The sequence below is a fragment of the Yoonia sp. R2-816 genome (genome assembly GCF_046762905.1).
GTDB lineage: Bacteria > Pseudomonadota > Alphaproteobacteria > Rhodobacterales > Rhodobacteraceae > Yoonia.
The window spans coordinates 1-22,477 of record NZ_JBKQXN010000207.1 but is presented as its reverse complement, the minus strand read 5'-3'; the positions used below and the strand labels follow the sequence as shown (position 1 = coordinate 22,477).

General features: G+C 56.8%; 31 protein-coding genes and 1 pseudogene. 7 read left to right on the top strand and 25 right to left on the bottom strand.

Annotated features, from left to right (window positions below):
- Window positions 1–154: 154 nt before the first annotated feature.
- The 4 genes and pseudogenes from ACFWW2_RS12380 to ACFWW2_RS12365 all read right to left on the bottom strand — a co-directional run.
- Window positions 155–916, bottom strand: coding sequence for an autoinducer binding domain-containing protein (locus tag ACFWW2_RS12380; RefSeq protein ID WP_393928388.1), 762 nt, complete (start codon window positions 914–916; stop codon window positions 155–157).
- Entirely contained in the window at window positions 913–1,359 is a 447-nt protein-coding gene (gene aroQ / locus ACFWW2_RS12375; protein ID WP_393928387.1) for a type II 3-dehydroquinate dehydratase, read from the bottom strand. The genes ACFWW2_RS12380 and aroQ overlap by 4 nt, the downstream gene beginning before the upstream one ends.
- Window positions 1,360–1,437: 78 nt before the next feature.
- Window positions 1,438–2,361 (bottom strand): hypothetical protein, encoded by a 924-nt coding sequence (locus ACFWW2_RS12370; RefSeq protein WP_393928386.1) that lies wholly within the window; start codon window positions 2,359–2,361, stop codon window positions 1,438–1,440.
- 448 nt (window positions 2,362–2,809) lie between these two features.
- Window positions 2,810–3,325: pseudogene (locus ACFWW2_RS12365) on the bottom strand (glycosyltransferase family 2 protein); the annotation flags it as partial.
- A gap of 1,344 nt (window positions 3,326–4,669) precedes the next feature.
- On the opposite strand from ACFWW2_RS12365, the gene ACFWW2_RS12360 reads away from it, so the two are divergent.
- The 5 genes from ACFWW2_RS12360 to ACFWW2_RS12340 all read left to right on the top strand — a co-directional run bounded on the left by ACFWW2_RS12360 (window position 4,670) and on the right by ACFWW2_RS12340 (window position 9,260).
- Window positions 4,670–5,338 carry a hypothetical protein gene (locus tag ACFWW2_RS12360; RefSeq protein ID WP_393928385.1) on the top strand — a complete coding sequence of 223 codons (669 nt, stop codon included), beginning with the start codon at window positions 4,670–4,672 and terminating at the stop codon, window positions 5,336–5,338.
- 106 nt (window positions 5,339–5,444) lie between these two features.
- Window positions 5,445–6,299: a hypothetical protein gene (locus ACFWW2_RS12355; RefSeq protein ID WP_393928384.1), complete on the top strand. Its 855-nt coding sequence runs from the start codon at window positions 5,445–5,447 to the stop codon at window positions 6,297–6,299.
- 86 nt (window positions 6,300–6,385) lie between these two features.
- Entirely contained in the window at window positions 6,386–7,552 is a 1,167-nt protein-coding gene (locus ACFWW2_RS12350; RefSeq protein WP_393928383.1) for a nucleotide sugar dehydrogenase, read from the top strand.
- A complete protein-coding gene (locus ACFWW2_RS12345) occupies window positions 7,552–8,571 on the top strand; it encodes an SDR family NAD(P)-dependent oxidoreductase (protein WP_393928382.1) in 1,020 nt (339 codons plus the stop codon). Before ACFWW2_RS12350 ends, ACFWW2_RS12345 begins: the two co-directional genes overlap by 1 nt.
- Window positions 8,572–8,816: 245 nt before the next feature.
- Window positions 8,817–9,260, top strand: a complete 444-nt coding sequence (locus ACFWW2_RS12340) for a hypothetical protein (protein ID WP_393928381.1) — start codon at window positions 8,817–8,819, stop codon at window positions 9,258–9,260.
- 20 nt (window positions 9,261–9,280) lie between these two features.
- Here ACFWW2_RS12340 and ACFWW2_RS12335 read toward each other — a convergent pair whose 3' ends face one another.
- The 20 genes from ACFWW2_RS12335 to ACFWW2_RS12240 form a co-directional block, all read right to left on the bottom strand.
- Window positions 9,281–9,475 (bottom strand): hypothetical protein, encoded by a 195-nt coding sequence (locus ACFWW2_RS12335; protein ID WP_393928380.1) that lies wholly within the window; start codon window positions 9,473–9,475, stop codon window positions 9,281–9,283.
- A gap of 1 nt (window position 9,476) precedes the next feature.
- A complete protein-coding gene (locus ACFWW2_RS12330; RefSeq protein WP_393928379.1) occupies window positions 9,477–9,686 on the bottom strand; it encodes a hypothetical protein in 210 nt (69 codons plus the stop codon).
- Window positions 9,683–9,865 (bottom strand): hypothetical protein, encoded by a 183-nt coding sequence (locus ACFWW2_RS12325; RefSeq protein ID WP_393928378.1) that lies wholly within the window; start codon window positions 9,863–9,865, stop codon window positions 9,683–9,685. Before ACFWW2_RS12325 ends, ACFWW2_RS12330 begins: the two co-directional genes overlap by 4 nt.
- A 1-nt stretch (window position 9,866) precedes the next feature.
- The gene (locus ACFWW2_RS12320; RefSeq protein WP_393928377.1) at window positions 9,867–10,610 is read right to left on the bottom strand and encodes a hypothetical protein; all 744 of its coding nucleotides are present in this window, start codon (window positions 10,608–10,610) and stop codon (window positions 9,867–9,869) included.
- Window positions 10,610–11,299, bottom strand: a complete 690-nt coding sequence (locus tag ACFWW2_RS12315) for a hypothetical protein (protein WP_393928376.1) — start codon at window positions 11,297–11,299, stop codon at window positions 10,610–10,612. The genes ACFWW2_RS12320 and ACFWW2_RS12315 overlap by 1 nt, the downstream gene beginning before the upstream one ends.
- Window positions 11,296–11,547 carry a hypothetical protein gene (locus ACFWW2_RS12310; RefSeq protein ID WP_393928375.1) on the bottom strand — a complete coding sequence of 84 codons (252 nt, stop codon included), beginning with the start codon at window positions 11,545–11,547 and terminating at the stop codon, window positions 11,296–11,298. Before ACFWW2_RS12310 ends, ACFWW2_RS12315 begins: the two co-directional genes overlap by 4 nt.
- Window positions 11,547–12,233 (bottom strand): hypothetical protein, encoded by a 687-nt coding sequence (locus ACFWW2_RS12305; RefSeq protein ID WP_393928374.1) that lies wholly within the window; start codon window positions 12,231–12,233, stop codon window positions 11,547–11,549. The genes ACFWW2_RS12310 and ACFWW2_RS12305 overlap by 1 nt, the downstream gene beginning before the upstream one ends.
- Window positions 12,230–12,622, bottom strand: a complete 393-nt coding sequence (locus tag ACFWW2_RS12300) for a hypothetical protein (RefSeq protein ID WP_393928373.1) — start codon at window positions 12,620–12,622, stop codon at window positions 12,230–12,232. The genes ACFWW2_RS12305 and ACFWW2_RS12300 overlap by 4 nt, the downstream gene beginning before the upstream one ends.
- An 81-nt stretch (window positions 12,623–12,703) precedes the next feature.
- Window positions 12,704–12,958 carry a hypothetical protein gene (locus ACFWW2_RS12295; protein WP_393928371.1) on the bottom strand — a complete coding sequence of 85 codons (255 nt, stop codon included), beginning with the start codon at window positions 12,956–12,958 and terminating at the stop codon, window positions 12,704–12,706.
- On the bottom strand, window positions 12,958–13,443 hold the full coding sequence (locus ACFWW2_RS12290) for a hypothetical protein (protein WP_393928370.1): 486 nt from the start codon (window positions 13,441–13,443) through the stop codon (window positions 12,958–12,960). Before ACFWW2_RS12290 ends, ACFWW2_RS12295 begins: the two co-directional genes overlap by 1 nt.
- Window positions 13,444–13,525: 82 nt before the next feature.
- Window positions 13,526–14,347, bottom strand: a complete 822-nt coding sequence (locus tag ACFWW2_RS12285) for a major capsid protein P2 (RefSeq protein ID WP_393928369.1) — start codon at window positions 14,345–14,347, stop codon at window positions 13,526–13,528.
- Between the two features lie 2 nt (window positions 14,348–14,349).
- Complete coding sequence (locus ACFWW2_RS12280) at window positions 14,350–14,478, bottom strand: hypothetical protein (RefSeq protein WP_393928368.1); 129 nt, start codon at window positions 14,476–14,478, stop codon at window positions 14,350–14,352.
- A 192-nt stretch (window positions 14,479–14,670) separates the two neighbouring features.
- A complete protein-coding gene (locus ACFWW2_RS12275) occupies window positions 14,671–15,363 on the bottom strand; it encodes a hypothetical protein (RefSeq protein ID WP_393928367.1) in 693 nt (230 codons plus the stop codon).
- The gene (locus tag ACFWW2_RS12270) at window positions 15,350–15,904 is read right to left on the bottom strand and encodes a hypothetical protein (protein WP_393928366.1); all 555 of its coding nucleotides are present in this window, start codon (window positions 15,902–15,904) and stop codon (window positions 15,350–15,352) included. The genes ACFWW2_RS12275 and ACFWW2_RS12270 overlap by 14 nt, the downstream gene beginning before the upstream one ends.
- Window positions 15,888–16,211 (bottom strand): hypothetical protein, encoded by a 324-nt coding sequence (locus tag ACFWW2_RS12265; RefSeq protein ID WP_393928365.1) that lies wholly within the window; start codon window positions 16,209–16,211, stop codon window positions 15,888–15,890. Before ACFWW2_RS12265 ends, ACFWW2_RS12270 begins: the two co-directional genes overlap by 17 nt.
- Window positions 16,204–16,407, bottom strand: a complete 204-nt coding sequence (locus tag ACFWW2_RS12260; RefSeq protein WP_393928364.1) for a hypothetical protein — start codon at window positions 16,405–16,407, stop codon at window positions 16,204–16,206. The genes ACFWW2_RS12265 and ACFWW2_RS12260 overlap by 8 nt, the downstream gene beginning before the upstream one ends.
- 128 nt (window positions 16,408–16,535) lie before the next feature.
- Complete coding sequence (locus ACFWW2_RS12255) at window positions 16,536–16,661, bottom strand: hypothetical protein (RefSeq protein ID WP_393928363.1); 126 nt, start codon at window positions 16,659–16,661, stop codon at window positions 16,536–16,538.
- A gap of 462 nt (window positions 16,662–17,123) precedes the next feature.
- Window positions 17,124–17,342 carry a hypothetical protein gene (locus tag ACFWW2_RS12250; RefSeq protein WP_393928362.1) on the bottom strand — a complete coding sequence of 73 codons (219 nt, stop codon included), beginning with the start codon at window positions 17,340–17,342 and terminating at the stop codon, window positions 17,124–17,126.
- A 130-nt stretch (window positions 17,343–17,472) separates the two neighbouring features.
- On the bottom strand, window positions 17,473–17,649 hold the full coding sequence (locus tag ACFWW2_RS12245; protein ID WP_393928361.1) for a hypothetical protein: 177 nt from the start codon (window positions 17,647–17,649) through the stop codon (window positions 17,473–17,475).
- Window positions 17,649–18,332: a hypothetical protein gene (locus ACFWW2_RS12240; protein ID WP_393928360.1), complete on the bottom strand. Its 684-nt coding sequence runs from the start codon at window positions 18,330–18,332 to the stop codon at window positions 17,649–17,651. Before ACFWW2_RS12240 ends, ACFWW2_RS12245 begins: the two co-directional genes overlap by 1 nt.
- Window positions 18,333–18,833: 501 nt before the next feature.
- Here ACFWW2_RS12240 and ACFWW2_RS12235 point away from each other — a divergent pair.
- Entirely contained in the window at window positions 18,834–20,210 is a 1,377-nt protein-coding gene (locus ACFWW2_RS12235; protein WP_393928359.1) for an ISNCY family transposase, read from the top strand.
- Between the two features lie 26 nt (window positions 20,211–20,236).
- Here ACFWW2_RS12235 and kdsA read toward each other — a convergent pair whose 3' ends face one another.
- Window positions 20,237–21,082, bottom strand: a complete 846-nt coding sequence (gene kdsA / locus ACFWW2_RS12230) for a 3-deoxy-8-phosphooctulonate synthase (protein ID WP_393928358.1) — start codon at window positions 21,080–21,082, stop codon at window positions 20,237–20,239.
- 342 nt (window positions 21,083–21,424) lie between these two features.
- Here kdsA and ACFWW2_RS12225 point away from each other — a divergent pair, with 342 nt between their 5' ends.
- The gene (locus tag ACFWW2_RS12225) at window positions 21,425–22,438 is read left to right on the top strand and encodes an IS30 family transposase (protein WP_393928357.1); all 1,014 of its coding nucleotides are present in this window, start codon (window positions 21,425–21,427) and stop codon (window positions 22,436–22,438) included.
- Window positions 22,439–22,477: the final 39 nt, after the last annotated feature.

Below are 22,477 nucleotides of genomic sequence, written 5' to 3'. Positions count from 1 at the left end.
CGCAAGGGTTATAGCCGCTGTTCCCAGGCCTAAGGCCACCACTCACGGAACAACCTCAGTTTGGCTTTTTACCTTACGTTAGGAAAGTCAGGGAAACCTGACCATGACGCAGGTTTGTGATTTTTCCCCTTGCGTCACTGGCAATAATGCTGCGTCAGGCCTCGACATCGACGATGAACATCTGGTTGTAGAACGCCGCTTTCAGTACGGCCTGGGCTGTGGTTTCCACATCCAGCGCCTCGCGCGCCAGCCGCAGGTGTTTCTCAATCGTCGCCGGTGTCAGTTCCAGCAGGATCGCGATATCCTGCGTGGTTTTGCCGTCACCGACCCATTGCAACACCTCGCGCTGGCGCTTGGTCAGGCTACGTTCGCCGGTATAGGGCAGGGTAAGCAGTTTGAGGTGCATCACATTGTTCATGACGATGATTTCGTCACCATGTTTCGCCCATGTCTGTTCAACCGCGTCCTGTGTCAGACCCGCCTTGGCCGTCAGTGCAATCGCCGCCTTGGTCCGTTCTGAAATGGAACGGAAGCTGATCGTATAGCCTGCCGTCACATTCATCTGTTTGTTGAATTCCATGACCCGCATTTCGCTGGGCGTCAGGTTGTCCACCCGGCTCATGTCCATCATCCAGCGCCAGCTGCAGGCGCCGTCATTAGCCAGTGCCCATTTCAGCATCGGGGCGTGATAGTAAAAGCCCTCGTCAAAGAAAACCTTCATGTATTCAGGGCTTTGCGTGGATAACAGCACCCAATCCTGCGGGTCACCAAGGGAGCTTGAGGTACGGTAACGGGTGTAGCCATACATCAGCCGGTCAAACCCGTAGGTTTCCATCTGCTTGGTATGCAGGTCCCACAGTTCTTCGACCGTGCGGGCATTTGTCAGCCGGTCAAGCTGTTTGACAAAATCGCTCATTGATCGTCTCCCAGATAGGCCAGAAGGGCGTCCATCGCCAAAGGATAGCCCGCAGCGCCAAAGCCGCAGATCTGGCCAATAGCCACAGACGAGATATAGGAATGATGCCTGAAGGGCTCTCGCGCATGAATATTCGACAGATGAAGTTCGACAACCGGCAGCGCGCAGGATGAAATCGCATCCATCAGGGCGATGGATGTGTGGGTATAACCGCCCGCATTCAGGATCACCCCAGCATGTACGCCGCGTGCTGCATGCAGCGCGTCGATCAGCGCCCCCTCATGGTTGGACTGCTGAAACACCAAGCCCACGCCAAGGCTTTCGGCCTTCGCCTTACACATTGCTTCGATGTCTTTCAGGGTCGTCGGGCCGTAGACCTCTGGCTGGCGTGTGCCCAGAAGGTTCAGGTTAGGACCGTTGAGAATGAGTATGGAGCGGGTCATGGCCTTGCTCTAACATCTTAATTCAATTGGTCAAAGTTGAAATGGTATCATCTTATCGGTGCGACAATGCGTGTCGCATCATGCTGGTTGCATGATCGTAATCGCCTTGTCTGTGCCGAGGCGCACAATATCGCGGTCGTAAAGCCGATCCAGATGCGCGCGTTCCCAATCCTGCCAGGGGTCAAAGGGCGGATCGTCAGGATAGGCTTTCAGAACCGCCTGAAGCGTCTCTCTTTTCACCTTGGCCCCGTCTGTTTTCATCAGCAAGCCAAGTTCAGCCACCGCGCGGTTTGAGATAGCGGGCCCCTGTTTGCTGCGCTTTCCCGTTTCCAGCGAGGTGGCATCGATCGTATCACCAACCAGATGCTGCAAGAGGGGGGTCATACCACCGCTGGCCTGATCAAACCCTTCGAAACGCCAGAGTATGATTTTGGACCGCGGGAACTGCGATCTGATCGGGCGCACGACATCGTGCCAACCTGACAGCCGCTTGAAAACCGCATCGCACATCGCTTGGGGCGTCACGAAATCGGTATCGTGCCTTTTCAGGTCGGCGATGTAATCAAGGTAAAGTGCTGTGAAAAAATCGGCGTAGTTGCGCACCACCAGATGGATTTCATTGACGGTGAAGGGGATTTGTTGCGCAACCACCTTCATGATCGGGCCGGCATGGCGGTAAAGCTGGCCGGTCTTGATCGCGGGTCGGATGGACCCGGCAATATTCTGGTCGGTCAGGATCAGCCGGTCTGGCCCGTCTTTCTTGACCTGATCAAAAAACCGCCCCGTCACCTTGCGCAATTTGCGGTCATCCATCACGGTTTGCCGGCTGCCCCCTGCATTCTGTTGGCAGGGTGCAGTGAAATTCTTGCGCATATGCCGATGATGGACCGCGTTGATACCCCGCTTTTGCAGGGCGCCTTCGTTGCGATCCAAAATCTTGTGCAGTCCGGCGGCGCCGGTCTTGTGAAACCCCGCATGCAGGACGGTATAGGGGTCAGGCATTCGCCGCCTTCTTTCGCGCCGCCCCGCCAACGTCGGTTTCTTGCAATGCCACGCGGAATTCCGGCCAACCCTCGCGCCCCTGCAGTTCTTCGATTTTAGCGATATGCCAGTCACATGCCTTGCGATGTAAGTCGGCCAGAACCGGGTCGGTCAGCAGTCGTTCATACTCTGCCTTGGCGGCGGGCAGACGTTTGAGAATGCTGTCGTCATATTCGTGATTTGCGTTCATGTGCCGCCAGTAATCGAGCCCCTGATCCGAGTTGATATGGTTCGTTCGTCCCCGGTCCCGTTTGACCAGAAAACTGTCGATGGAACGGACGGAATAGTGATGCAGCCGGGCAAATTCATGCGAGAACCCCCTGTGGGCCGACCATTTGGCCTTGTGATAGGCGGTTGGCATTTCCTGTCCGCCCGCATCGACCCAGCGCAAATCCTTTGCCCCTTCGGCCAGCAGGGGGCGATGGATCTTCATGCGCACGAATTTCTCGTTGTTGCGCATCATCGTTTTCATGCCGGAGGCGCGATAGTTCGGATACCGATCCTCAGGTGCCGCCCAAAGAAACTGTTCGGTCACGAATTCGGGCTGATATTCGACAACACCACCATTTCCAAACAGCTTCCAGCAGAACGAAATCGCATCGACATCGCCGGTCGCCGCAAGAAGGTCATTCAGATGCCCGTCGCCCACTCGGATGTTCAGAAACTCATCCACATCCGCGCACATCAGCCAATCGGCCTCCTGCGTGTAGGGGTGTGTTTCTGACGCGCGCAGGGCCTTGCGCTGCGGGCTGTGATGCTTGCGTAATTGATTGACCTCATGTTTGGCGAGGCCAAGTTCCTCAAGCCGCATGATGATCTTGTCGGTCCCGTCGTCGCAGTTATTGGTGTAGACGGTGAAACCGGTAAACCCGATGGCGCGGTGATAGGCGATCCATTCCAGAATGAACGGCCCTTCGTTCTTCATGGTGGTAAAGATCGTGAACTTCTCGTCGCTGGCAGGGGGCTTGCGCTTTTTCGTTGCCGGAACCGCCGAGGGCCCCTTGGCCGCACGAAAGGCAGTGCGGACGCGTTCCGCCATCGTGTCCCGCCCTGCGTCAGCGTAATAAGCGCTCAGCGCGCCAGCGTACCAGGGTAGATCACGCCGCCGACGATAGAGTTTGTAGAACATATCCGGCGTCAGCTCGCCCAGCATGCCTGCTGTCATGATCGTTTTCAGCGCGTCAATCTTGCGCAGAAAGACGGCCGATTTATGATTTGAAAAGAAACATTTGTAGGGCGTGACATTCGGCCCCTGCAGCCGTTCGAAATGGCGTTTGTCGGGTTCGTGATAAGGGTCATAGAACACGCTGACCGGCCCGGCCTGATCCAATAGTCCCTGCGCATCGCCGAGGGGCAGGGTCCAATCCTGCCGTCGCCCGCGCAGATAACGCTCTTCCCAAGGCACCAGATTGGTGTCGAGCGTGGATTGCGGATTGAAGGCAAGGACATGGGCACCGGGTGCCAGCGAGGAAAACACGAGCGCACCAAAGGCCCCCATGGAGGTGCCGGTAAACACCACCCGGTCGTAGCCTTGAAAGAACCCGTCCTTCGCCAACCGCTGCATTCGCGCAATCAGGTCAGCATCGCGAAACCAGAACGGGCCATTGGCCATGACGCCCAGATGCGACACCTGCTGGTCAGCGGCGAATTTGAAGGCCCATGGCACACGGCCCGGGCTTTTATCGTTGATGTTCGACAGGTTGTCGAAAGTCACCAGCAGTACCGGTCGCAACCGTTTGACGAACATCAGCGAATGGCGGGCTGTCTTTTCCAGAAAACCCTGCCCGTCGCCACCGGGGGCAAGGTCTGCAAACCAGAGCGGTTGCTGGATCGTCGCCGCAGCGTCGCCCGCAACATCATCCGGGGTATCCGTCTCGGCGGCATCGTCATTTGTTGTGTTTTTGGTTTTCATCTACGGACCGATACGACTTGTTCCAAACCTTTGATATCATGCAGGCAAAAGTATCATCCGGCCTCGCTTTTCTGACCTGACACCGCCTACATCTGAGCCCTTGCCAATACTACATCGCCTGCAACAGATATAGTGCAGGAAATGCATTACTTTTTGACTATTGATCAATCGTCACGTTGTAAGCTGCGGAGTGTAGATAGACCAAAGCGCGGCGGCCAGTTGGGCTGGTCCGGATGGTAGTTATCGCATATGTGGTTGGAACGATGTGTTGGTCGAAAGTGAGAACCGAATGAGGCTGGGTAGAAAACATGGCCACCGGGCGATGCGTAGTGTCGCCAAACACGGGGTTATGCGTTGATGAATCTGACGGATCTTGCAGACCGCTACGGGTCGGACAAAGGCTCAAAAAAGCACCGCTATACCGAGCTGTATCACATGCTGTTCCAACCTTTTGTGAACCGTAAAATCACGTTCATGGAGATGGGTCTGCTGATTGGCGGCCCCGAACATGGCATTGATGCGGACCGCGAGACCAAGGATCTGCCGTCGATCCGGATGTGGTTGGACTACTTCAAAAAGGCGCAGATCGTCGGGTTGGATGTGTCGGATTTTTCGTGGTTCGAACATGATCGGTTTCAGTTCATCAGATGTGACATGGATAAACGTCAGAACATCGTTGATGCGGTGGGTGACGCGCCAGCCTTTGACATCATTCTGGATGATGCGTCCCATGCTTCGCATCACCAGCAAAATGCCTTTCTGACCTTATTTCCAAAGCTCAAGTCGGGGGGAATGTACATCATTGAAGACCTCAGATGGCAGCCGCCAGCATATGAGATCAGAGGTTTGACTAAGACGGCCGCGCTGTTCCAGTCATACGTCAATACCCGCCAGTTCGAGCATTCCGATCCGAACACGGCAGAAGAGTTCAACGCTTTGCGCGACGATATCTCAGGCTGTTTCGTATTTCAGGTGCGCTATCAGAAACACAGGCGGGATCAGGTCGCCGTCATCCATAAACGTTAACTCTTGATCAGACCCGATCAACGTTATTGCCTTTGCAGCGCCACAAAAACAGCGAACTTGGGCAGGACATATCAGATAACAAATCATGGGCCGTGCTGAGGACAAGATGAGTAAACTACCGCCTGTTGGCGCACTTTGGATTGGTGGATCTCTGACGTGGCTGGAACAGCTTTGTCTGAAGTCGTTCGTCGCGCATGGGCATGAGACAACACTGTTCACCTATAACGAGGTCAAGGGTGTGCCGGACGGCGTTATAATCCGCGACGGGCGCGAGATTGTGGATACTGGCGATTTTGTCAAACACGCACGCACCGAAAGTGTTGCGCTTTTTTCGGATCTTTTCCGGTTTCACATGATCCAGAAGACCCCCGGGATCATCTACGTCGACACCGATGTTTATTGCCTGCGTCCCTTGGACATAGATGAGCCAAATCTATTCGGCTACGAATCCATGGAAAGAGACCGCGGGCGACTGAACGGCGCAGTCTTGCGCCTTGCTCCGGAGTCGCCGTTGCTGTCCGAAATGCTAAGCTTCATGGAGGATGAGTATCCCGAACCCACTTGGCTCAGCCCGGCCTGGAAACGGCAGATGGCAGAGCGTCGCGCAGGCGGTGACCCGGTGCATGTGTCAGAAATGCCCTGGGGCATCTGGGGTCCGTTGGGTATCACAAACCTAGCCCGCTCTACTGGTGAGGCGAAACATGCCAAACCTCCGGAGTTCTTCTATCCAGTGCATTTCAAAGAACGTATCAGTCTGTTCAAGCGCCCCATGAAGGTGGAACGCTTTCTTACTGAAAACTCTTATACTATTCATATGTGGGCACCGATTAAGCGTTACGCGGGAAAACGTTATGACGGTCTTTGCCCGCCGCGAAGCTATATCGGCCATCAATTGGCTCTACATGGCATTGATCCGGCAAAAGCCCCGACGACGCATTGGCGCGTTGTCAGCTATGATTGAGTAAAGGCGAGCAGGGGGCGATAAATGGTTTGTGAACAAGCGGGCGCCGCGCTAGTCACATCAAAGTCTATCGAGTGAGGAAACGGATGAAGATTTCGGTCGCAGGTCTTGGGTATGTCGGTTTGTCCAACGCCGTGTTGCTTGCCCAGAATCACCCTGTCGTGGCCATCGACATCGACGCAGACCGGGTTGCTCTGGTTAGGAATGGTCAGTCCTGCATCGAAGATGACGATATCTCTGATTTTCTGGCCGAAAAGACACTTGATCTGACAGCCACAACTGACCCGCAGACCGCTTATGATCAGGCCGACTTCGTGATCGTTGCCACGCCCACCAACTATGACACCAAGACCAATCGGTTCGACACATCCAGCGTGGAAGAGGTTATACAACAGGTGCGCAATATTGCGCCACGGGCCGTCATCATTATCAAATCGACGGTGCCGGTCGGGTTTGTCGCTGAAATGCGTGCCGCAACCGATTATAACAACATCATTTTTTCACCGGAATTCCTGCGCGAGGGCAGGGCGCTTTATGACAATCTTTATCCATCACGGATCGTGGTGGGCGATCACAGTGATGCGGCAAGGCGTTTCGCCGACCTTCTGGTAGAGGGGGCGATCAAAACCGACATGCCGGTTCTATTCACCAGCCCGACAGAGGCGGAAGCTATTAAGCTGTTTTCAAATACTTTTCTAGCGATGCGCGTGGCGTATTTCAACGAACTTGATAGCTATGCCATTGCCCATGGCCTGAATACGCGCGAGGTGATTGAGGGGGTCAGCCTCGACCCGCGTGTTGGTGGGCACTACAACAACCCGTCCTTTGGCTATGGCGGATATTGTTTGCCCAAGGATACCAAGCAGTTACTGGCCAATTATGATCAAGTGCCGCAAAGCTTGATTGCCGCAATTGTGCAATCGAACCGGACCCGCAAGGATTTTATTTCGGACCAGATCATTGCGAAAAAACCCAGTGTGGTGGGGGTTTACCGGCTGGTCATGAAGGCCGGCTCAAGTAATTTTCGCGACAGTTCCATCCAGGGGATCATGAAACGGATCAAGGCCAAGGGGATTGAATGCATCGTCTATGAACCGGTCCTGAAGGATGATCATTTCTTCCATAGCCGCGTGGTGCGCGATCTTGACGCTTTCAAGCAAGAGGCTGATCTGATCTTGGCCAATCGGCTGGCCGATGATGTGCGCGATGTGGCGCACAAGGTCTACACCCGCGATCTGTTCGAGGTGGATTGATGGCGCGACGGACAGTGCTGGTCACCGGTGCCGCGGGGTTTATCGGGTTTCATCTGTCCAGGCTTCTGCTGGACGAAGGCTTATCGGTCGTGGGGCTGGACAACCACAACGATTATTACGATCCGCGGCTGAAGGATGCGCGCGAAGCTGATTTACTTCGAAACAGCAATTACTTATCCGTCAAAGCGAATGTAGAAGAGCAGGGGCGTCTGATGGGCCTGTTCGAGGCGCATCGCCCCGATGTCGTGGTCCATCTGGCCGCCCAGGCCGGTGTCAGATACTCGATCGACAATCCGCGGGCCTATACCGAAGCCAATCTGCTGGGCACATTTGAGTTGCTTGAGGCCGCGCGGGCCTTTCCGCCCAGACATACGCTGATCGCCTCAACCAGCTCCGTCTATGGTGCCAATACCGCAATGCCATACCGGGAAACCGACAAGGTAGACAGCCAGATGTCCTACTATGCGGCAACAAAAAAAGCGACCGAGGCGATGTCACACAGCTATGCGCATCTCTTTGGCTGTCCTGTGACAATGTTTCGGTTCTTTACGGTCTACGGGCCATGGGGGCGTCCGGATATGGCGCCATATCTGTTTACATCGGCGATTTTTGACGGCCGACCCATCAAGGTCTTTAATCACGGCGACATGCAGCGCGACTTCACCTATGTCGTTGATCTGGTGCGCGGAATAAGGTTGCTGATGGATGCGATCCCCGAACGACCCGATGATGGTACGGTGCCGGAGGGCGATAGCCTGTCGCCAGTGGCGCCGTGGCGGGTCGTCAATATCGGCAATGGCGAGGCTGTAAAACTGCTCGATTTCATCGGCGCAATTGAACAGGCCGCTGGAGGGAAGGCCGAAAAACAAATGCTGCCAATACAACCCGGCGACGTACCAGCAACCTGGGCCGATACAACATTGTTAAGGCAGTTGACCGGCTATACACCGAAAACCAGCGTTATCGAAGGAGCCAGGTCCTATGTTGACTGGCACCGGGATTACTATGCAGTCAATTAGTCGACTTAGTTTTTTTACATAATACTGATTATACGGGTTTTGACCTGTTTTAGTTGTTTTGGTAAACCCCTGATAGCGTATAGTGCGGCCCCGTTCAACACTAAATATAGCGTCCCCCCCCATCTGTAGGGTCTTGGCAGCCGCCCGTCATGTTGGTACATGGCTTGCAAGGTCTGGTTGGCGTTGGAGAGAGGCACCACGCTAAAGGCTGCTCAATGTCGTTCACCTAAGTGGCACGCCTCTCTATGCCCGATCCCAGATTCAATGACGTCAGCGCCAATTTGCGGCGCATCGCAACTGACCTCGAAGACCAAGCCCGCCAACACCGCAAACTGGCCGACCAGCTTGACCATGCCATGAGCGCGCCAGAGCGGCCCCAGACCCCGCCCCCACATCTGGCCGCACTGGATGCCGCCGCCATGCAGCTCATCAACTTGCCCGCCGCCGAAATCCGCGCGCAAGCCACAATTGTCGCCCGCGCCACAGGTCAGCAGGTCCTGCCCGTTGCAATCCGCGCCCAAATGCTGCGCCGCCAGCGCCGCGAACGCGGGCGCCGGGAACAAACCCTCAGGCTGCTGACGCTGATTACAAACGGAAAGACCCTCAAAGCCGCAAGCGAAGCGATTGGCGTCTCCGAGGCCACCGGGCGGCGTCTCAGGGATGAATGGCGGGATCAGGACGCCCGGTAACGGTGAATTGCAAAGTGGGCCTAGCGCACCCATTCCTTGATGACGGCCAGCCCGAACGCGGCGAGCGTGCCGACCGCGCCACCCACGGCGGCGGCGTCAACCTCGTTGGCCAGCCCCATCGCCAGCACCGCAGCACCTGCGGCACCGCCAACATGGCGCGAGACGGACGCAGTTACGCGATCCGACAACAGGAAACGAATGGGGAATGATAACATGTTAGTTCTCCTTGATTAAGCGCACCCGCTGGTGCCGTTCCAGTTCCGTGACCCGGCCCATCAGCCGCGTCATGTCGTCATGCAGACGGTCTACCCGCTTGCCCGTGTTCTCGATGGTGGCAATGGCCGCGCCCACACGGTAGTACAGCCCCCCTACCCCAAGCAGGTTTGCCCCCATGAGAACGGCCAACATCAGTTCCACAGTGGTCATTTGATGGCCCCAGTCGTCTTGAGGACTTGGTAGGACACGTAGAGGCCCCCCGCGACGGTCGCGGCCTTGGTCAGGCGCGTGGCGCTGTCCATGGCGTCGCCGGTTTCGTGTGCGACCCATCCGGCCCCGGCAATGCCGCCGATGCCAAGGATAATCCACCCAAGTGCGGGAAGTGGCATGTCAGATTCTCCTTACTGCGGCCAAGACAGCCGATTTCGAGACGAGCGATTTGTTCAGACCATCGCCCGCGTAGTAGCTTTGTCCCGTCGCCTTGCGTCCGCGCTTGTCCCGCGTCTGCGCAGGCAGTGAGGCCCATTCCTTGGAAAGGTTCTGCGCGAACACCACGTCCGTGATCTGGCCGTTGCGATACTGATCAAGGCCCCGGCGGCGCAGCAGCGCAATCGCAAGCCGGTCCTGATTGGCTTTATTGAAGAGGTCCTTTTGCGTCAGGCCCGCCTGCCTGTAGATGCCGCGCAGGGTATCCTCCAAAATCTGGTACGCCCCGGCGGCTTCGGAATTGTACTTGGCGTCGATGCTGTCCTGCCATGCCAGCACCGCGCCGATGGTCATCGTCGGCAACGTACGTGGCGGGTGATCCTTGCGCGCGATCCCACCCCACACGATACCGTAATCGCCCCTGCTCTCGTGTTTCCGGATCAGGCTCAGAAGCGGCTCAACATTGCCGCTGCCGCGCGCCGTACGTACGTGGCCCTGAGTGGGGCGCTGACCTGCATTGCCGCCAACAGGGCGCAGGAAGACGTCGCCAAAGCGCCGCAAGGCATCTTGAGGCCGGACCCCGCCAGTGTTGCCGCTGGACGCGGGCGTGACACGTCCCTGCGCCTCACGGGCCTGCACCTCGCGCACTGCCCAGCCAACAGCGCCCACGATGCCCGCCGCCACCATGGCTTTGACCCAGCGCGCCATCACAGAAACCTATAAGCGATGCACAACGCGCAGCCGGGGCCGCCATGCGCGTACTTCAAATCTACTGTCCATGGGACCCGCACCCGCTCAATACTGGCAGAAGCGCCGTTACTCACCTGCAGGAGTGGAAGGTCACTGATTATTGGCAGCCCTATGCCACCCACCACCGGGGGGCTATAAGTCAGTATGAACTTTGCTGTGGTCGCGCTGCCCGATGAAAGCTGCGCATGGAGAATTTCGACCCCATTATGGGCGTTGGGCCCTATGATTGACTGATTGGGATCAAAATCAAAATCAATGTGTTTCCGATAAACACCATTAAAGTCGAGCCATTGCGCCTCTTCGGCGGCGTTCACCACGTCGCCAAAGGATGCACCGCCATTGTCGCGCGCATCTAGCGGCCCGGATGTCGTCAGGCGGCTATCACGGATACCGCCGCGCCCGATGCCCACTTCGATATTGAGAACACCGCCGCCCGTGTTGACGATCTGCACCTTGTTGAAGCTGCGCCCGTCGCGCACCTCGTATTCGAGACCGGCAAAAAACGGTGTGGCGGACCCATCATCCCACGCGACCGCAAAGTCGCCGTCGGCGCTCAACACGTGAAAGAAATCACCCTGCCGATTGATGTCCTGAATATCCCCGGGCCGGATGGCGTAGGCCAGTTTGCGGTAAGATGCGGTGCTCATTTGAAGTAACTCCGGGCAGTGAAGATGATGACAATGGCAGGGACGGCATATTTCAAGAGCCGCTCGAAGAATTGCGCCTGTTCCGACCCTGACCGGGCGGCAGCGTCAGAGAATGCCGCATCGGCCCGTGCAAGGCTGTTCTCTGCTCCCTGCCCCTCCTGCGCCTCACGGGCCTGCACCTCGCGGACGGCCCAGCCGACAGTGCCAACGATGCCCGCCGCGACCATGGCTTTGACCCAGCGCGCCATTACAGCCTCCTGTAGGCAATGCACAGTGCGCAGCCGTCGCCGCCATGTTCGTATCTCACTCTTAAACCCTCGTGGATGTGCAAACGCTCAATCAGGACAGAACCGCCATTGCTCGCCTGCAGTAATGGAAGACCGCCGACCCCGAGCTGCGCTGTGGTGTTGCTGCCCGATGAAAGCTGCGCAAAGAGAACGTCTAAGCCATTCGTGTTTTGGAACTCATTTACTATCGTCGTATTTGCGGTAAAAAAGCCCCGCGTATAGCTGTTGAGGTCGAGCCACTGCTCTTGACGCAGCGCATCAACGCCAGACACCGTTTCATTAACCCCGGTGCGCACTGTCTGAAGGCCGGACACCACATCATCAAAGGATGCGCCGCCATTGTCGCGCGCATCCACCGACCCGGAGGTCGTCAGGCGACTGTCACGGATACCGCCGCGCCCGATGCCCACTTCGATATTGAGATCAGCCTGACCTGTGTTGATGATCTGCACCTTGTTGAAGCTGCGCCCGTCGCGCACCTCGTATTCGAGACCGGCAAAAAACGGGGTCGCTCCCCCATCATCCCAAGCGACCGAAAAATCGCCGTCGGCGCTCAACACGTGAAAGAAATCACCCTGCCGATTGATGTCCTGAATATCCCCGGGCCGGATGGCGTAGGCCAGTTTGCGGTAAGAAGCTGTGCTCATTTGAAGTAACTCCGGGCTACAAAGATGATGGCGATTGCAGGGACCGCGTATTTGACGAGCCGCTCGAAGAATTGCGCCTGTTCCGACCCTGACCGGGCGGCAGCGTCAGAGAATGCCGCATCGGCCCGTGCAAGGCTGTTCTCTGCCAGATCAAGCGACCGCAGCGTCAGATCGCGGGAGATGTCCCCCACTCCCTCTGCGGCCTCAAAGGCGCGGATCGAGGCGGTTTCGACCAGATCAAAGGCCCCGCCATCCGTAATGGTCAGGTCGCCCTCATCAAGGCGGTAGACACGCCCCTCGCCATCAGCGGCGATACGGTTGTCTTCGACCGTGCTGCGGTTCTCGGTGAGGTTGCTGCTTCTGCTAGTGCTGCCAAATCTGAACACCAAGGTAAGCCTCCATAACGTACGTGCAGGCCATGCGGCCTCTCAGTTTGCGGACAAGGCCCGCGTGTTGCGTCCAGCACCGCTTTAGCCGCGCATCGCGAACCATAAGACGCCCCCGATAATCAGAAACGGCACGGCGGTTTGCGCGACGGCGGCCAGCCCCGTCGGTGCCTCGCCGAATGAAAACGTGCCTGTCGCTGCAGTGTTGGTGCCTTGGTTGCGACCCTCCGCTGTTGCCGGTCCTGCCGTAAGGCTGAACGGCGGCAAGCCTGTCGCCGCACTGCCCAAGGCGGCAGCGCTGTTGGGATCGTCCAGAAGTGTATCAGCCGAAATCGCCATCAGCCGAACTTCAGGTAGAGGATGCCGCCAACAACAGCAGCGCCGACGATCAGCCCCACGGGGATGCCGCTGCCTTCACCCGTCGGGTAGTCCGCTGGCTGCGCGGTAGCACCGCCGCCAGAGCCGTTTGTGAGCCGGGCGCGACCACGGTCGAGCGCGTCGTCAAGCCCCGTCAGAAGGCTGTTGCGGGCCGCATCGCGGAGATCCTTGAACAACCCGCTGGCCCCGTCCGTTTCCACGGTCGTGACGGTCGTCACAGGCCGGACGTTCTCGCGGTTGCCCCGGTACTGGAAATCGGTGGGGCTGCGCACGCGCCGGATGCTTGGCGGGCGGTACTGGTGGGTTGTTGGGCTGCCCGGACTGGTTGTGGCCTTGGCGGGGATGATCAGCTTGCCAGCGGCGTCAAACCAGCCGCGTGCAAGGCGGACAAGCCCGTCTGTGGACGGGGCATTGCCGGAATACTGAAAGTCGGTTGGGCTGCGCATGTCTGGCGCTCCATTGTTGAAGGATTTGGGGGGCGGCGGGACCACTCATGGCTCCGCCGCCGGGACACTCACCTATTGGCCGTCAGGTGATGTTGTCGTCTTGGATCGTGGCCGCGTAGATTTTGAACGCGTCCGGTGCCGTGGTGAAATCGGCTTTCACCCGGAAGTCGGTCAGCGTCAGAGGCAGGGCCTCGTCCATGCGCTGTTCGCCAATGAAGTCGATATGCGTGAACCCGTCCTGCGGCGTGCGCCCAGAGGTGCGCAATTGCTGTTCGCGGATAATCGGCGTCGAGATGTACTGACGCACATTGTTGGCCAGCACCTCCAGTTCGCCGATATTGGCATTGTCGATATCAAGGGCCAGCAAGCGGTGCGGCCCAAGGGCCGGGATGCCCGCCATCTCATGCTCACCCACAAAGCCGAAATTGTCGGCATAGGGCTGGATGCGCAAATGGGTGCCAAAGGGGCGCGGGTCAGACTGACGCGAATAGACTTCGAGCTTGGGATTGTTCAGCGTTGCCGTGAAATCAACCTCAAGCGTGAAGTTGGACATGGTGCCACCTGCGGTGCCGTAGCCGGTGCTGTCCTCGCCGCCGCGCGTGCGCGCCCAAGGGCTTGTCAGCATCAGCGGCAGGCACCCTTGCACCCACGGGATGCCATAGAAGGCCGCACGCTTGCGGAAGTAGGATGCATCGCCCCGCATTTTGGTGTCGCCATCCACAATCAGGCGGATTTCACCGATGCCATTGTCGAGGTTGACGGTTGTCACCGGTTGGTTGGTTTGACCGGATTTCACTTCCAGCATCAGGGCCGTGTAGGTCGGCCCGAGCGGAATCCGACAGGTGGCCGTCTGGCTGGCGCCCACACCTTGCGGCGTCGGGAGTTTCTGAAGGCGATAAACCATTCTTAGCCCCCGTAGCCGATGCGCGATTGCGCGACGATTGGGTTGTTGCCGAACATGGCCATCAGGTAGCCGGTTGCGAGGATTGCCACCCCGACCGTTACGCCAAGCCGCACATCTTGTTTCTTGATCATGAAGGGCCTCCTAGACCATCATTCCGGGTTTCGGATCGTCGGGCCGGTTGAAGATGATCTCACGGATGACCAGCAGGATGAGGCCCGCGATAACTGCGCTGGCAATCTGCTTTTTCATCCGCTCACCTCACAAAAAAATGGCCGCTCTGATCTCTCAGTGCGGCCAGTTAACGGGAAATGCGGAAACCTGTCTCAGCGTCTCCCCACGTACGTAACGTACGTGGTTTTGTGCTTTTTTCTGCGACCGGGTGTCACACCCCCAGATGAGACCTCCCCCGCACGAACGCGATGCAGGAATTGCAGCGGCTTGAGGCTTTCCACGTCCGCCGGTTTGAGGCCCAACGTCGCTGCCGAACGTGCAACGTCATTCGGTTCGATGTTGGTAAAGACCACTGCCTCGGTACAGTTGCCCCGGAAGCGCGAATGCACCTCCGCGATACGCTGCGAACAGCCGAAGAGTTCAACGCCCTTGTGCCGACCCTGACTGCATAGCGTGGCAAAATTGGGGGCCTTGGTAGGCCCGCCAGCCGCGGGGAATGCGTCTGCCATCTCATCAACGGCAAGCGTCAGCATCATGTCATGCTGCCTCGCCTCGTAGCCTTTCTGTGCTGTCGCCAGCATTCCGGCCAACTGGTTGAGGCAACGCGCCTCCTGCCCCGGCTGTGGGCAATATGCCAAGCGGAATTTGCGCCAGTCGGCGACCATCGCCTTGCGCACCTCATCGACGGTTGCACAGCGCTTGAAGCCCTCGGCAACAATGTCGCCGGTCACGTCCATGACAACCACCCTGCCCCGGCCATGCAGCCGGTCAAGCAGGTATGTCGTCTTGCCACTGCCAGACGCTCCCCAGACGCCAATGCGGCCCGCGTTTTTAGCCCTGCTCATCGGCCCGAACCTCCTCTGGGTCCATCTCCCACACCTCGCCAACCGGCTCAGCTCGCGAAGGGCGGCGCGGCTGGGGTCGCGGTCCGTGCCGCGATGCCTGGGCGGTGTCCATCCGTTCCGCACGACGCTCCAAGACCGCCATCTGCACAACCTTGGCTTTGAGAAAGAAGAATGACCCGGCCGTCATGAACAGCATCAACTGATCGCGTCCGCTGTCGAGAAAGAACGGCGCATAGGCGTCCAGAAGATCATAGGTTGCATCAGAGGCCGCGCGGGCGTGATCCTGCTCGTGGGGTTGAATGGCAAGCTGCGGCAATGGACCGCCGGGGAACATGACCGATCCCAACTGGAACGCCGCCTTGAACGCCGCCCAGAACGCATCCTTGGTCAGCTTCTCAGGCTCGAAGCTCTCAGGCTCAAAGACCGGGTTGCCGTCGTCGTCAACCTGCTGCGGGCCGTCCGCGTCCGCGTCACCCGGTGTGATATCCGGCATGGCCATGCTTTCCAGTGCGGCCAGACCTTCATCATTGGTAGAAGTCATAGACGCCTCCGCCTCGCTTGGCTGGTGTTCCGGTGTCGGTTCCTGTGTCTTCTTCGGTGGCATCCTGTGGCCTCTTCATCTTGAGTTTGTCTTGATTGTATTTGCGCATCATCTCGGCAGTCTCTTTGTGTGAGTATCGCCGCTCCACAAGGCATACCGTGCCATCGTCGCCCGTCGGCCATTTGCAGGTGAAGAAGAGCTTGTTGGCATTGTTCATGCGGATCGGATTGACGCGGCCACAACAGGGACAGTCGATCTTGGCGATGACCGTCTTGTTGCGCTGGATATCGGGGTATGGATCAGTCATGGCCCTGCCCCTCGTCCACGTACGGGGTTTGGGCGTCGATCAGGTCCAGCAATTCCGCCAGCAGATCGCACGTACGTAGTGCGGTCATCTGGATCGACATTGGGTTGGCCATGACTTTCACGGGTGTGAAGCCTGCGATCTCGCCACGTAGCGTCGTGATCTTTTCGCGGACTGCTCGATTTTGGGTGGTTTGCACGGGCGTGCCTCCTATGTGGTTACGCGCCCGTATGGGGTATCATATTACCGTCAATATGAGAATCCCGCAAAAGGAAAGAGGCGACCCGCTAATTGCGGATCGCCTCTGTATGACCTCACTGAGTTTCTTTACGTCAGTGCTTTGGCCGCAAGACGCCCAATGGTGGGTAGCTGGTGCGCTGGCGTCTTGACCACTGCGTAAGCCGCAGCGAGACAGACAGCCAGTAGCACGACTTTATTCAAGTCTGCATCCATGTCTTTCTCCATCGTTGGCCAGCATTGACGGAACAGACGCTATCCGATATGGATCACTCATAGCGCTATATCCCGTTGCTAGCGGGTTTTGTGAAAGGTGCTTCAACACCTTCCACTTGGGTATTTGGGCGACGGAGCGATTCGTCGCCCTTTTCATATAGCAACACACCAGATGTAGCGGGTCAATAATGTAGGTAATACAATACCTTACCCCGATCCTTATAGCTTTTACCTATTGAACGATAGTTTTCTTTTTGAAGGCTTCTTTGCTTCAATTCTCTGATCATTGAATCAAGCGTAAGGATGCTTTGGCTATGTGGATTGATGCCCCCGCCCTTCTCTTTCTCGCCTTTGTCGTTCTGACAGTATCGCTTTGCGGTTACTTGTTTTGGGTTCTGATCAGATATTGGATTCTGATCAGATGGCTCCGAGGCTTTTATTTTTGATGATGAGTAAGGGGCCTCAGCGCCCCTTCTTCTTTATGTAATCCTCTAGGTCGATCTGCTTGCCCTCACGCTCTCTCAGGACGATGCAGTCAATCCCGTGGCGTTTGGCGTATGCGTGCGCCGCCTGTCTGGAGCTCCACCCTTTGGGCTTTACAATCCAGTCCTTGCCGTACACTGGTCTGTGTTGAGTTCTGACCAGTGTGTTGTCATCTTTGTATTTCCACAGGTAGTACATGGTTCTTGCCCTTGTTTACGTTCGTCAACTTCTTGCCCTACTGGGCCAGCTCGCCGCGAAGTTTACCTTCGTCAACATCGGCGCGGACATTTACAATCGTCAACATTTGGCACCGATGCCCCTTGCCCGCTCATTCCGCCCTCACCCGCTCAGCCTCTTGCTGATAGTCATCGGATAGCTGCCGGTATCTGGCTTTGGCGCCCGCGCTGGTTTCTGGATCACGCGCCCGCTCTAGGCAGGTCTGTGCCGCCAGTTCCAGACCATCCGCTATCAAATGTTTCCGGGCTATCTGTCTCGTGTACGCCATCAGATTTTCACTCCCTGTTCATTCTCCGCGGCGCGAAGCGCCTCTCTTTCAGCAGCTTTCAACTCAGTCAGATATTGGCCGTATGGCTCCTTCCCATCCCACTCGCGAAAAGCGGATGGACGGTCTGGCCGTCCGCTTTCGGGGCAGACGCCATCGGCGTCGGATGGCCCCGCCCCGCGACTAGCGGGGGCCTTCTCCTCTGCCTTCATTTCTTTATCTGTTCTATCTGGTTGGGGTGCCAAATTGGCACCGTAAGTGGACAAAATGGCACGGTAAGTGGACAAATTGGCACCGTAAGTCTGCCGCTCATCGCGTAACCATGCCATTTTGGCACTGTAGTTTGCGAGGCCAGCGCGCCAGCGGGGCCGGGACCACATGGGCAGGCCGAATTTGTAGACGGTTGACCGACCGTGACCACCTGTCGCGTAGGCCAACGGCTCGATAATACCCGTATCTTCAAGCGTCCTAAGGTGGCGCTTGACGGTGCGCACGCCTTGCCCGCCCAATGCGGCCAGCGTGTCCTTGCTGGGCCGCGCTTCGCCGCTGTCGAAGTTGCAATGCTTAACAAGGCATTTCAGCACGGTCAGGGGGCCAAACTTAAGCTCCATGATTTCAGCGGCTTCAATCACAGCGTTTTGATAGCTGTAGCCATAGGGCTTCGGCCCTTGCTTTTCGCGTGCCATGTTACGCGTCTGCGGTCGTGTTCAGTCTTTTTCGCAGGGTCTGGCGTATCTTGGCCGCCTCCCCTGACTGTTCGAGCCGCGAGGCGCGCGTCTTTACCGACCGGCGCGACCGGCCTGTCATAAACCTATCAGCGACGTCCCGATATGAGTGGCCAATTGCCTTAAGGTAAACGATTTGCAGGTCTTCTTCTGGGGTGAATGCGGGTCCGCGTCCTGTTCTTTCCATGACATGCCTCTAGGGGTTGTCAGGTCATCGCACGCAATATATAGAGTAGGTACGCAGGCCGCGTTATAGCGCCCCCATCCTTTGGTTGTTTTGGTAAACTTGCCTTGGGGATGGGGGCGTAAGACTTTTTAAGCCCCTGTTTTTCTTGCAAAAATGCGTACCGATTTACTGATTATGCGCCCAAAATTGATGTAGCAGCAAAGCTAAAATGTCACCCATCTGCAATTCAGGAATGTCACTCTCGCCCGCAACGATAACAGGCAGAGAGATCGGGCATGGGATGGGTGATTATGAGCGAGCGCGAGCTGAACCGCGTGGAAGTATTGGCACAGGTTGATGATGGTCGGCTGTCGGTCGACAATGCGGCAAACATGTTAAACCTGACGCGCCGTCAAGTTTTCAGGCTGTTGAAGCGATATCGCCAGGATGGCGCGTCCGCGATCCGCCACAAGGCGCGTGGCAAACCTCCGAACAATCGCATCCATCATGCCAAGCGTGCCTATGCCTTGGCCCTGATCAAAGAGAGTTACGTAGATTTTGGGCCAACCTTGGCGGCTGAGATGCTGGCCGAACATCACGGTTTCAAAGTGTCCCGAGAGACCGTCCGCAAATGGATGCAGGAAGATGGCATCTGGTTGTCTCGCAAGCAACGCCGGACATTTCACCAACCGCGCCTGCGCCGGGAATGCTTTGGCGAACTGATCCAGATCGACGGATCAGATCATCGGTGGTTCGAAGATCGTGCCGATCCATGCACCCTTCTCGTCTTCATCGACGACGCCACCAGCACCTTGATGGAACTGCGGTTCGTGGAATCCGAGAGCACGTTCAGCTATTTCGAAGCACTAGAAAGCTATCTCCTCAAACATGGTCGGCCAGTCGCATTCTACAGCGATAAACACTCCGTCTTTCGGGTTGCCAAGCCGAGCAAGCATATGACCGGCATGACCCAGTTTGGGCGTGCGCTGGCTGAGCTGAACATCGAGATTCTGTGTGCAAACAGTTCCCAGGCTAAAGGCCGCGTCGAACGCGCAAACCGGACACTTCAGGATCGGCTTGTGAAGGAACTGCGCATCGCTGGCGTCTCTAACATGGATGACGGAAACGCGTTTCTCGCCGGTTTCGTTGAACGCTACAATGCCAGGTTTGCAAAGGCTCCGGCCCGGCCGGACAACCTGCATCGTGCACTGAACATCGAACCAGATCGTCTCGCACAGGTGTTCTGTCTTCGGGACAAACGCTATGTCGCAAAGGATCTGACGCTCAAATACGACCGCAAGCGCATCAAACTGGAGGTGAACGATTTCACACGCGGTTTGGTCGGCAAATATGTTGATGTTTACGAACTGGCCGATGGTCAGATTCAGGTGCGTGCCCAAGGCGTTGCCCTGCCCCACTCCATTCTCAATCCCGAACGACGGATCACACATGCTGCCGTCACGGAGAACAAACGACTGGGCGCGGTTCTCGCATATATCAAAGAGGAACAAGACAAGTCTGCACCACAACCCAAGGTCAAACCGATCAGCGCTAAAAATGGGTACAAAAAGAAAGGCCGCCGCTCGCCCGGGGCGCCATCTAAATTGGATGCATACTATGAACGTCGTCGGGCCGAACGTGCGGCAACAGCAGGTGTGCCGACCGATAGCTGACGTTCAGTTGTTTGAGTTTGGTATCCTCAATGCAAATCCAAATCAGGCATATCTTTTATCAAATCATCGACCGCCTTCATCTGTATCAAAAACTCTTTGAGGCGATCCAATGGTAGGGCGCTTGGGCCGTCACATTTTGCGTTGTCCGGATCAGGATGGGCTTCAAGGAACAATCCTGCGATGCCTACAGCCAAGCCCGACCGACCTAACTCTGCGACTTGGTTGCGTCGACCGCCAGAAGCATTGGACATTGCATCTCTCATTTGCAGCGCGTGAGTAACATCAAATATGATTGGGGCATCATCGCTACACTCTCTCATTGTTCTGATGCCGAGCATGTCCACGACCAAATTATCGTATCCGAAGCACGACCCACGTTCGCAGAGCATGATACGCTGATTGCCGCATTCTCGAAGTTTCTCAACAAGGTTTTTGACTTGTGATGGGCTCATGAACTGAGGTTTTTTCACATTAATTGCTGCACCCGTGGCGGCAACAGCTGCAATTAGGTCAGTTTGGCGAGCTAAAAACGCCGGCACTTGCAACACATCGCAAACCTCAGCCACCGGATCTGCTTGGGCGGCCTCATGCACGTCAGTAATGACAGGCACACCAAACTCAGATTTGACATCCTGCAGCACCCTCAGCCCCTCGTCTAGGCCCGGCCCCCTGTAAGAGTGGAACGATGATCTATTTGCTTTGTCAAAAGAAGCTTTGAAAACATATGGGATGTCCAACTCTCGAGAAACGGACACAAATGCTTCAGCAACGCGAAAGGCCAAGTCACGTGACTCGATGACATTCATACCACCTATCAAGGTCATCGCATTGCGGTTACCTACACAAATATCTGCTACCGTTACATCAGCCAAGAGACTTCCCCTCAATCCACGTTAGAAGCATCTTTATCATGCCCAACACAAAAGGCATCGGCTGATCTATTGAATTTCACGGGAAGTAAGAAGGGCTCTCTTGAGACCTTGGCTGCTCGACACACCAATGTTCGCTTCCCTGCCCCCGCAAAGCCAGCCAGGGCTGCGATATGTGAGGTCTCCGCCCTGTCAGGCTTTGCTACCGTTGGTGCTTGAGGTGACACTTCTGCTTTGCGCAACCGGTGACATTTCTACTTGGTTGCAACAAATTGATCTACTGGTGGATTCACAAACGAAGTGCAAATTCTGTACGAATACAGAGAGTTGCATGGAGTATGAAGAATGGGAAGCCACTACTGTCACCTGAAGCTGGACGAACGACGCAAGCTTGCAATGTGTCTTGAAGCCAAAATGCCGATATCAGAGATCGCAGACAGATTGGGACGCGACCCTTCCACGATCTACCGGGACATCAAACGGAACCGATACACAGACGGCGAGCTGCCGGAGCTGGATGGCTATCACGCGCTTGTCGCTCAGGACAAATACGAGGCGCGTCGCGCGGTCCATCGCAAGATGATCGTTCACCCTGAACTGAAGGAAGCTATCGAAGACGACCGGCTTAAGGCCGGCTGGTCGCCCGAGCAGATTGCAGGCCGGATGCGTCTGGAACGGCACCCGATCCGTGTGAGCCACGAGACGATCTATCGCTTCGCCTATTCCAAGGACGGTCGCGACGAGCAGTTCTATCGCTACCTGCCCGAACATCGCCGACGCCGCAGACCGCGTGGCCACCGCAGACACAACAGGACCCATATATTTGACGACCAAAGCCTGTCACACAGGCCTGAGCGCATTTCAGAACGCGCCGAGTTCGGCCACTGGGAGTGCGATCTGATGATGTTCCGCAAGGAGCATGGAAAGGTGAACGTAACCTCCCTGGTGGAACGCGTCAGCCGCTATGCTGTTGTCATGCGCAATGAAGATCGCCAGTCGAAACCGATCATGGAGGCGCTGATCCAGGGCCTGGCTCCCCTGCCCGCCGACGCGCGCCAGTCGATTACCTTCGACCGCGGCACGGAGTTCTCGGCTTGGAAGCATCTCAAGGCCGGGATCGGTGCGGATGCGTGGTTCTGCGACCCGCAAGCGCCGTACCAGAAAGGTACCGTCGAAAATACGAACAACAGGCTGCGGAAGTATCTCCCCCGCTCAACCGAACCGACGGCGCTGACAAATCGATATTTGAGGTCGATTTGCCACCGCCTCAATTCCACACCGCGCAAGTGCCTCGGGTATCACACCCCTGCCGAGATCTTCGAAACCAAGCTGATGGAAATCCAGAACCGATTGGAGTAAAACGACATATCAGGAACTGCACTTCAGCGTGAGTTCACA

Bases quoted from the DNA above. Each gene is read 5' to 3' on its own strand.
- ACFWW2_RS12315 (WP_393928376.1), bottom strand. From the start codon at position 11,299: ATGAGCACCGCATCTTACCGCAAACTGGCCTACGCCATCCGGCCCGGG.
- ACFWW2_RS12250 (WP_393928362.1), bottom strand. From the start codon at position 17,342: ATGTACTACCTGTGGAAATACAAAGATGACAACACACTGGTCAGAACT.
- ACFWW2_RS12330 (WP_393928379.1), bottom strand. From the start codon at position 9,686: ATGACCACTGTGGAACTGATGTTGGCCGTTCTCATGGGGGCAAACCTG.
- ACFWW2_RS12245 (WP_393928361.1), bottom strand. From the start codon at position 17,649: ATGGCGTACACGAGACAGATAGCCCGGAAACATTTGATAGCGGATGGT.
- ACFWW2_RS12325 (WP_393928378.1), bottom strand. From the start codon at position 9,865: ATGCCACTTCCCGCACTTGGGTGGATTATCCTTGGCATCGGCGGCATT.
- ACFWW2_RS12240 (WP_393928360.1), bottom strand. From the start codon at position 18,332: ATGGCACGCGAAAAGCAAGGGCCGAAGCCCTATGGCTACAGCTATCAA.
- ACFWW2_RS12345 (WP_393928382.1), top strand. From the start codon at position 7,552: ATGGCGCGACGGACAGTGCTGGTCACCGGTGCCGCGGGGTTTATCGGG.
- ACFWW2_RS12270 (WP_393928366.1), bottom strand. From the start codon at position 15,904: ATGACTTCTACCAATGATGAAGGTCTGGCCGCACTGGAAAGCATGGCC.
- ACFWW2_RS12305 (WP_393928374.1), bottom strand. From the start codon at position 12,233: ATGAGCACAGCTTCTTACCGCAAACTGGCCTACGCCATCCGGCCCGGG.
- ACFWW2_RS12275 (WP_393928367.1), bottom strand. From the start codon at position 15,363: ATGAGCAGGGCTAAAAACGCGGGCCGCATTGGCGTCTGGGGAGCGTCT.
- ACFWW2_RS12255 (WP_393928363.1), bottom strand. From the start codon at position 16,661: ATGGATGCAGACTTGAATAAAGTCGTGCTACTGGCTGTCTGTCTCGCT.
- ACFWW2_RS12225 (WP_393928357.1), top strand. From the start codon at position 21,425: ATGGGAAGCCACTACTGTCACCTGAAGCTGGACGAACGACGCAAGCTT.
- ACFWW2_RS12320 (WP_393928377.1), bottom strand. From the start codon at position 10,610: ATGGCGCGCTGGGTCAAAGCCATGGTGGCGGCGGGCATCGTGGGCGCT.
- ACFWW2_RS12285 (WP_393928369.1), bottom strand. From the start codon at position 14,347: ATGGTTTATCGCCTTCAGAAACTCCCGACGCCGCAAGGTGTGGGCGCC.
- ACFWW2_RS12290 (WP_393928370.1), bottom strand. From the start codon at position 13,443: ATGCGCAGCCCAACCGACTTTCAGTATTCCGGCAATGCCCCGTCCACA.
- aroQ (WP_393928387.1), bottom strand. From the start codon at position 1,359: ATGACCCGCTCCATACTCATTCTCAACGGTCCTAACCTGAACCTTCTG.
- ACFWW2_RS12265 (WP_393928365.1), bottom strand. From the start codon at position 16,211: ATGACTGATCCATACCCCGATATCCAGCGCAACAAGACGGTCATCGCC.
- ACFWW2_RS12340 (WP_393928381.1), top strand. From the start codon at position 8,817: ATGCCCGATCCCAGATTCAATGACGTCAGCGCCAATTTGCGGCGCATC.
- ACFWW2_RS12295 (WP_393928371.1), bottom strand. From the start codon at position 12,958: ATGGCGATTTCGGCTGATACACTTCTGGACGATCCCAACAGCGCTGCC.
- ACFWW2_RS12235 (WP_393928359.1), top strand. From the start codon at position 18,834: ATGGGATGGGTGATTATGAGCGAGCGCGAGCTGAACCGCGTGGAAGTA.
- ACFWW2_RS12310 (WP_393928375.1), bottom strand. From the start codon at position 11,547: ATGGCGCGCTGGGTCAAAGCCATGGTCGCGGCGGGCATCGTTGGCACT.
- ACFWW2_RS12355 (WP_393928384.1), top strand. From the start codon at position 5,445: ATGAGTAAACTACCGCCTGTTGGCGCACTTTGGATTGGTGGATCTCTG.
- ACFWW2_RS12350 (WP_393928383.1), top strand. From the start codon at position 6,386: ATGAAGATTTCGGTCGCAGGTCTTGGGTATGTCGGTTTGTCCAACGCC.
- ACFWW2_RS12370 (WP_393928386.1), bottom strand. From the start codon at position 2,361: ATGCCTGACCCCTATACCGTCCTGCATGCGGGGTTTCACAAGACCGGC.
- ACFWW2_RS12280 (WP_393928368.1), bottom strand. From the start codon at position 14,478: ATGATCAAGAAACAAGATGTGCGGCTTGGCGTAACGGTCGGGGTGGCA.
- ACFWW2_RS12335 (WP_393928380.1), bottom strand. From the start codon at position 9,475: ATGTTATCATTCCCCATTCGTTTCCTGTTGTCGGATCGCGTAACTGCG.
- ACFWW2_RS12380 (WP_393928388.1), bottom strand. From the start codon at position 916: ATGAGCGATTTTGTCAAACAGCTTGACCGGCTGACAAATGCCCGCACG.
- ACFWW2_RS12360 (WP_393928385.1), top strand. From the start codon at position 4,670: ATGAATCTGACGGATCTTGCAGACCGCTACGGGTCGGACAAAGGCTCA.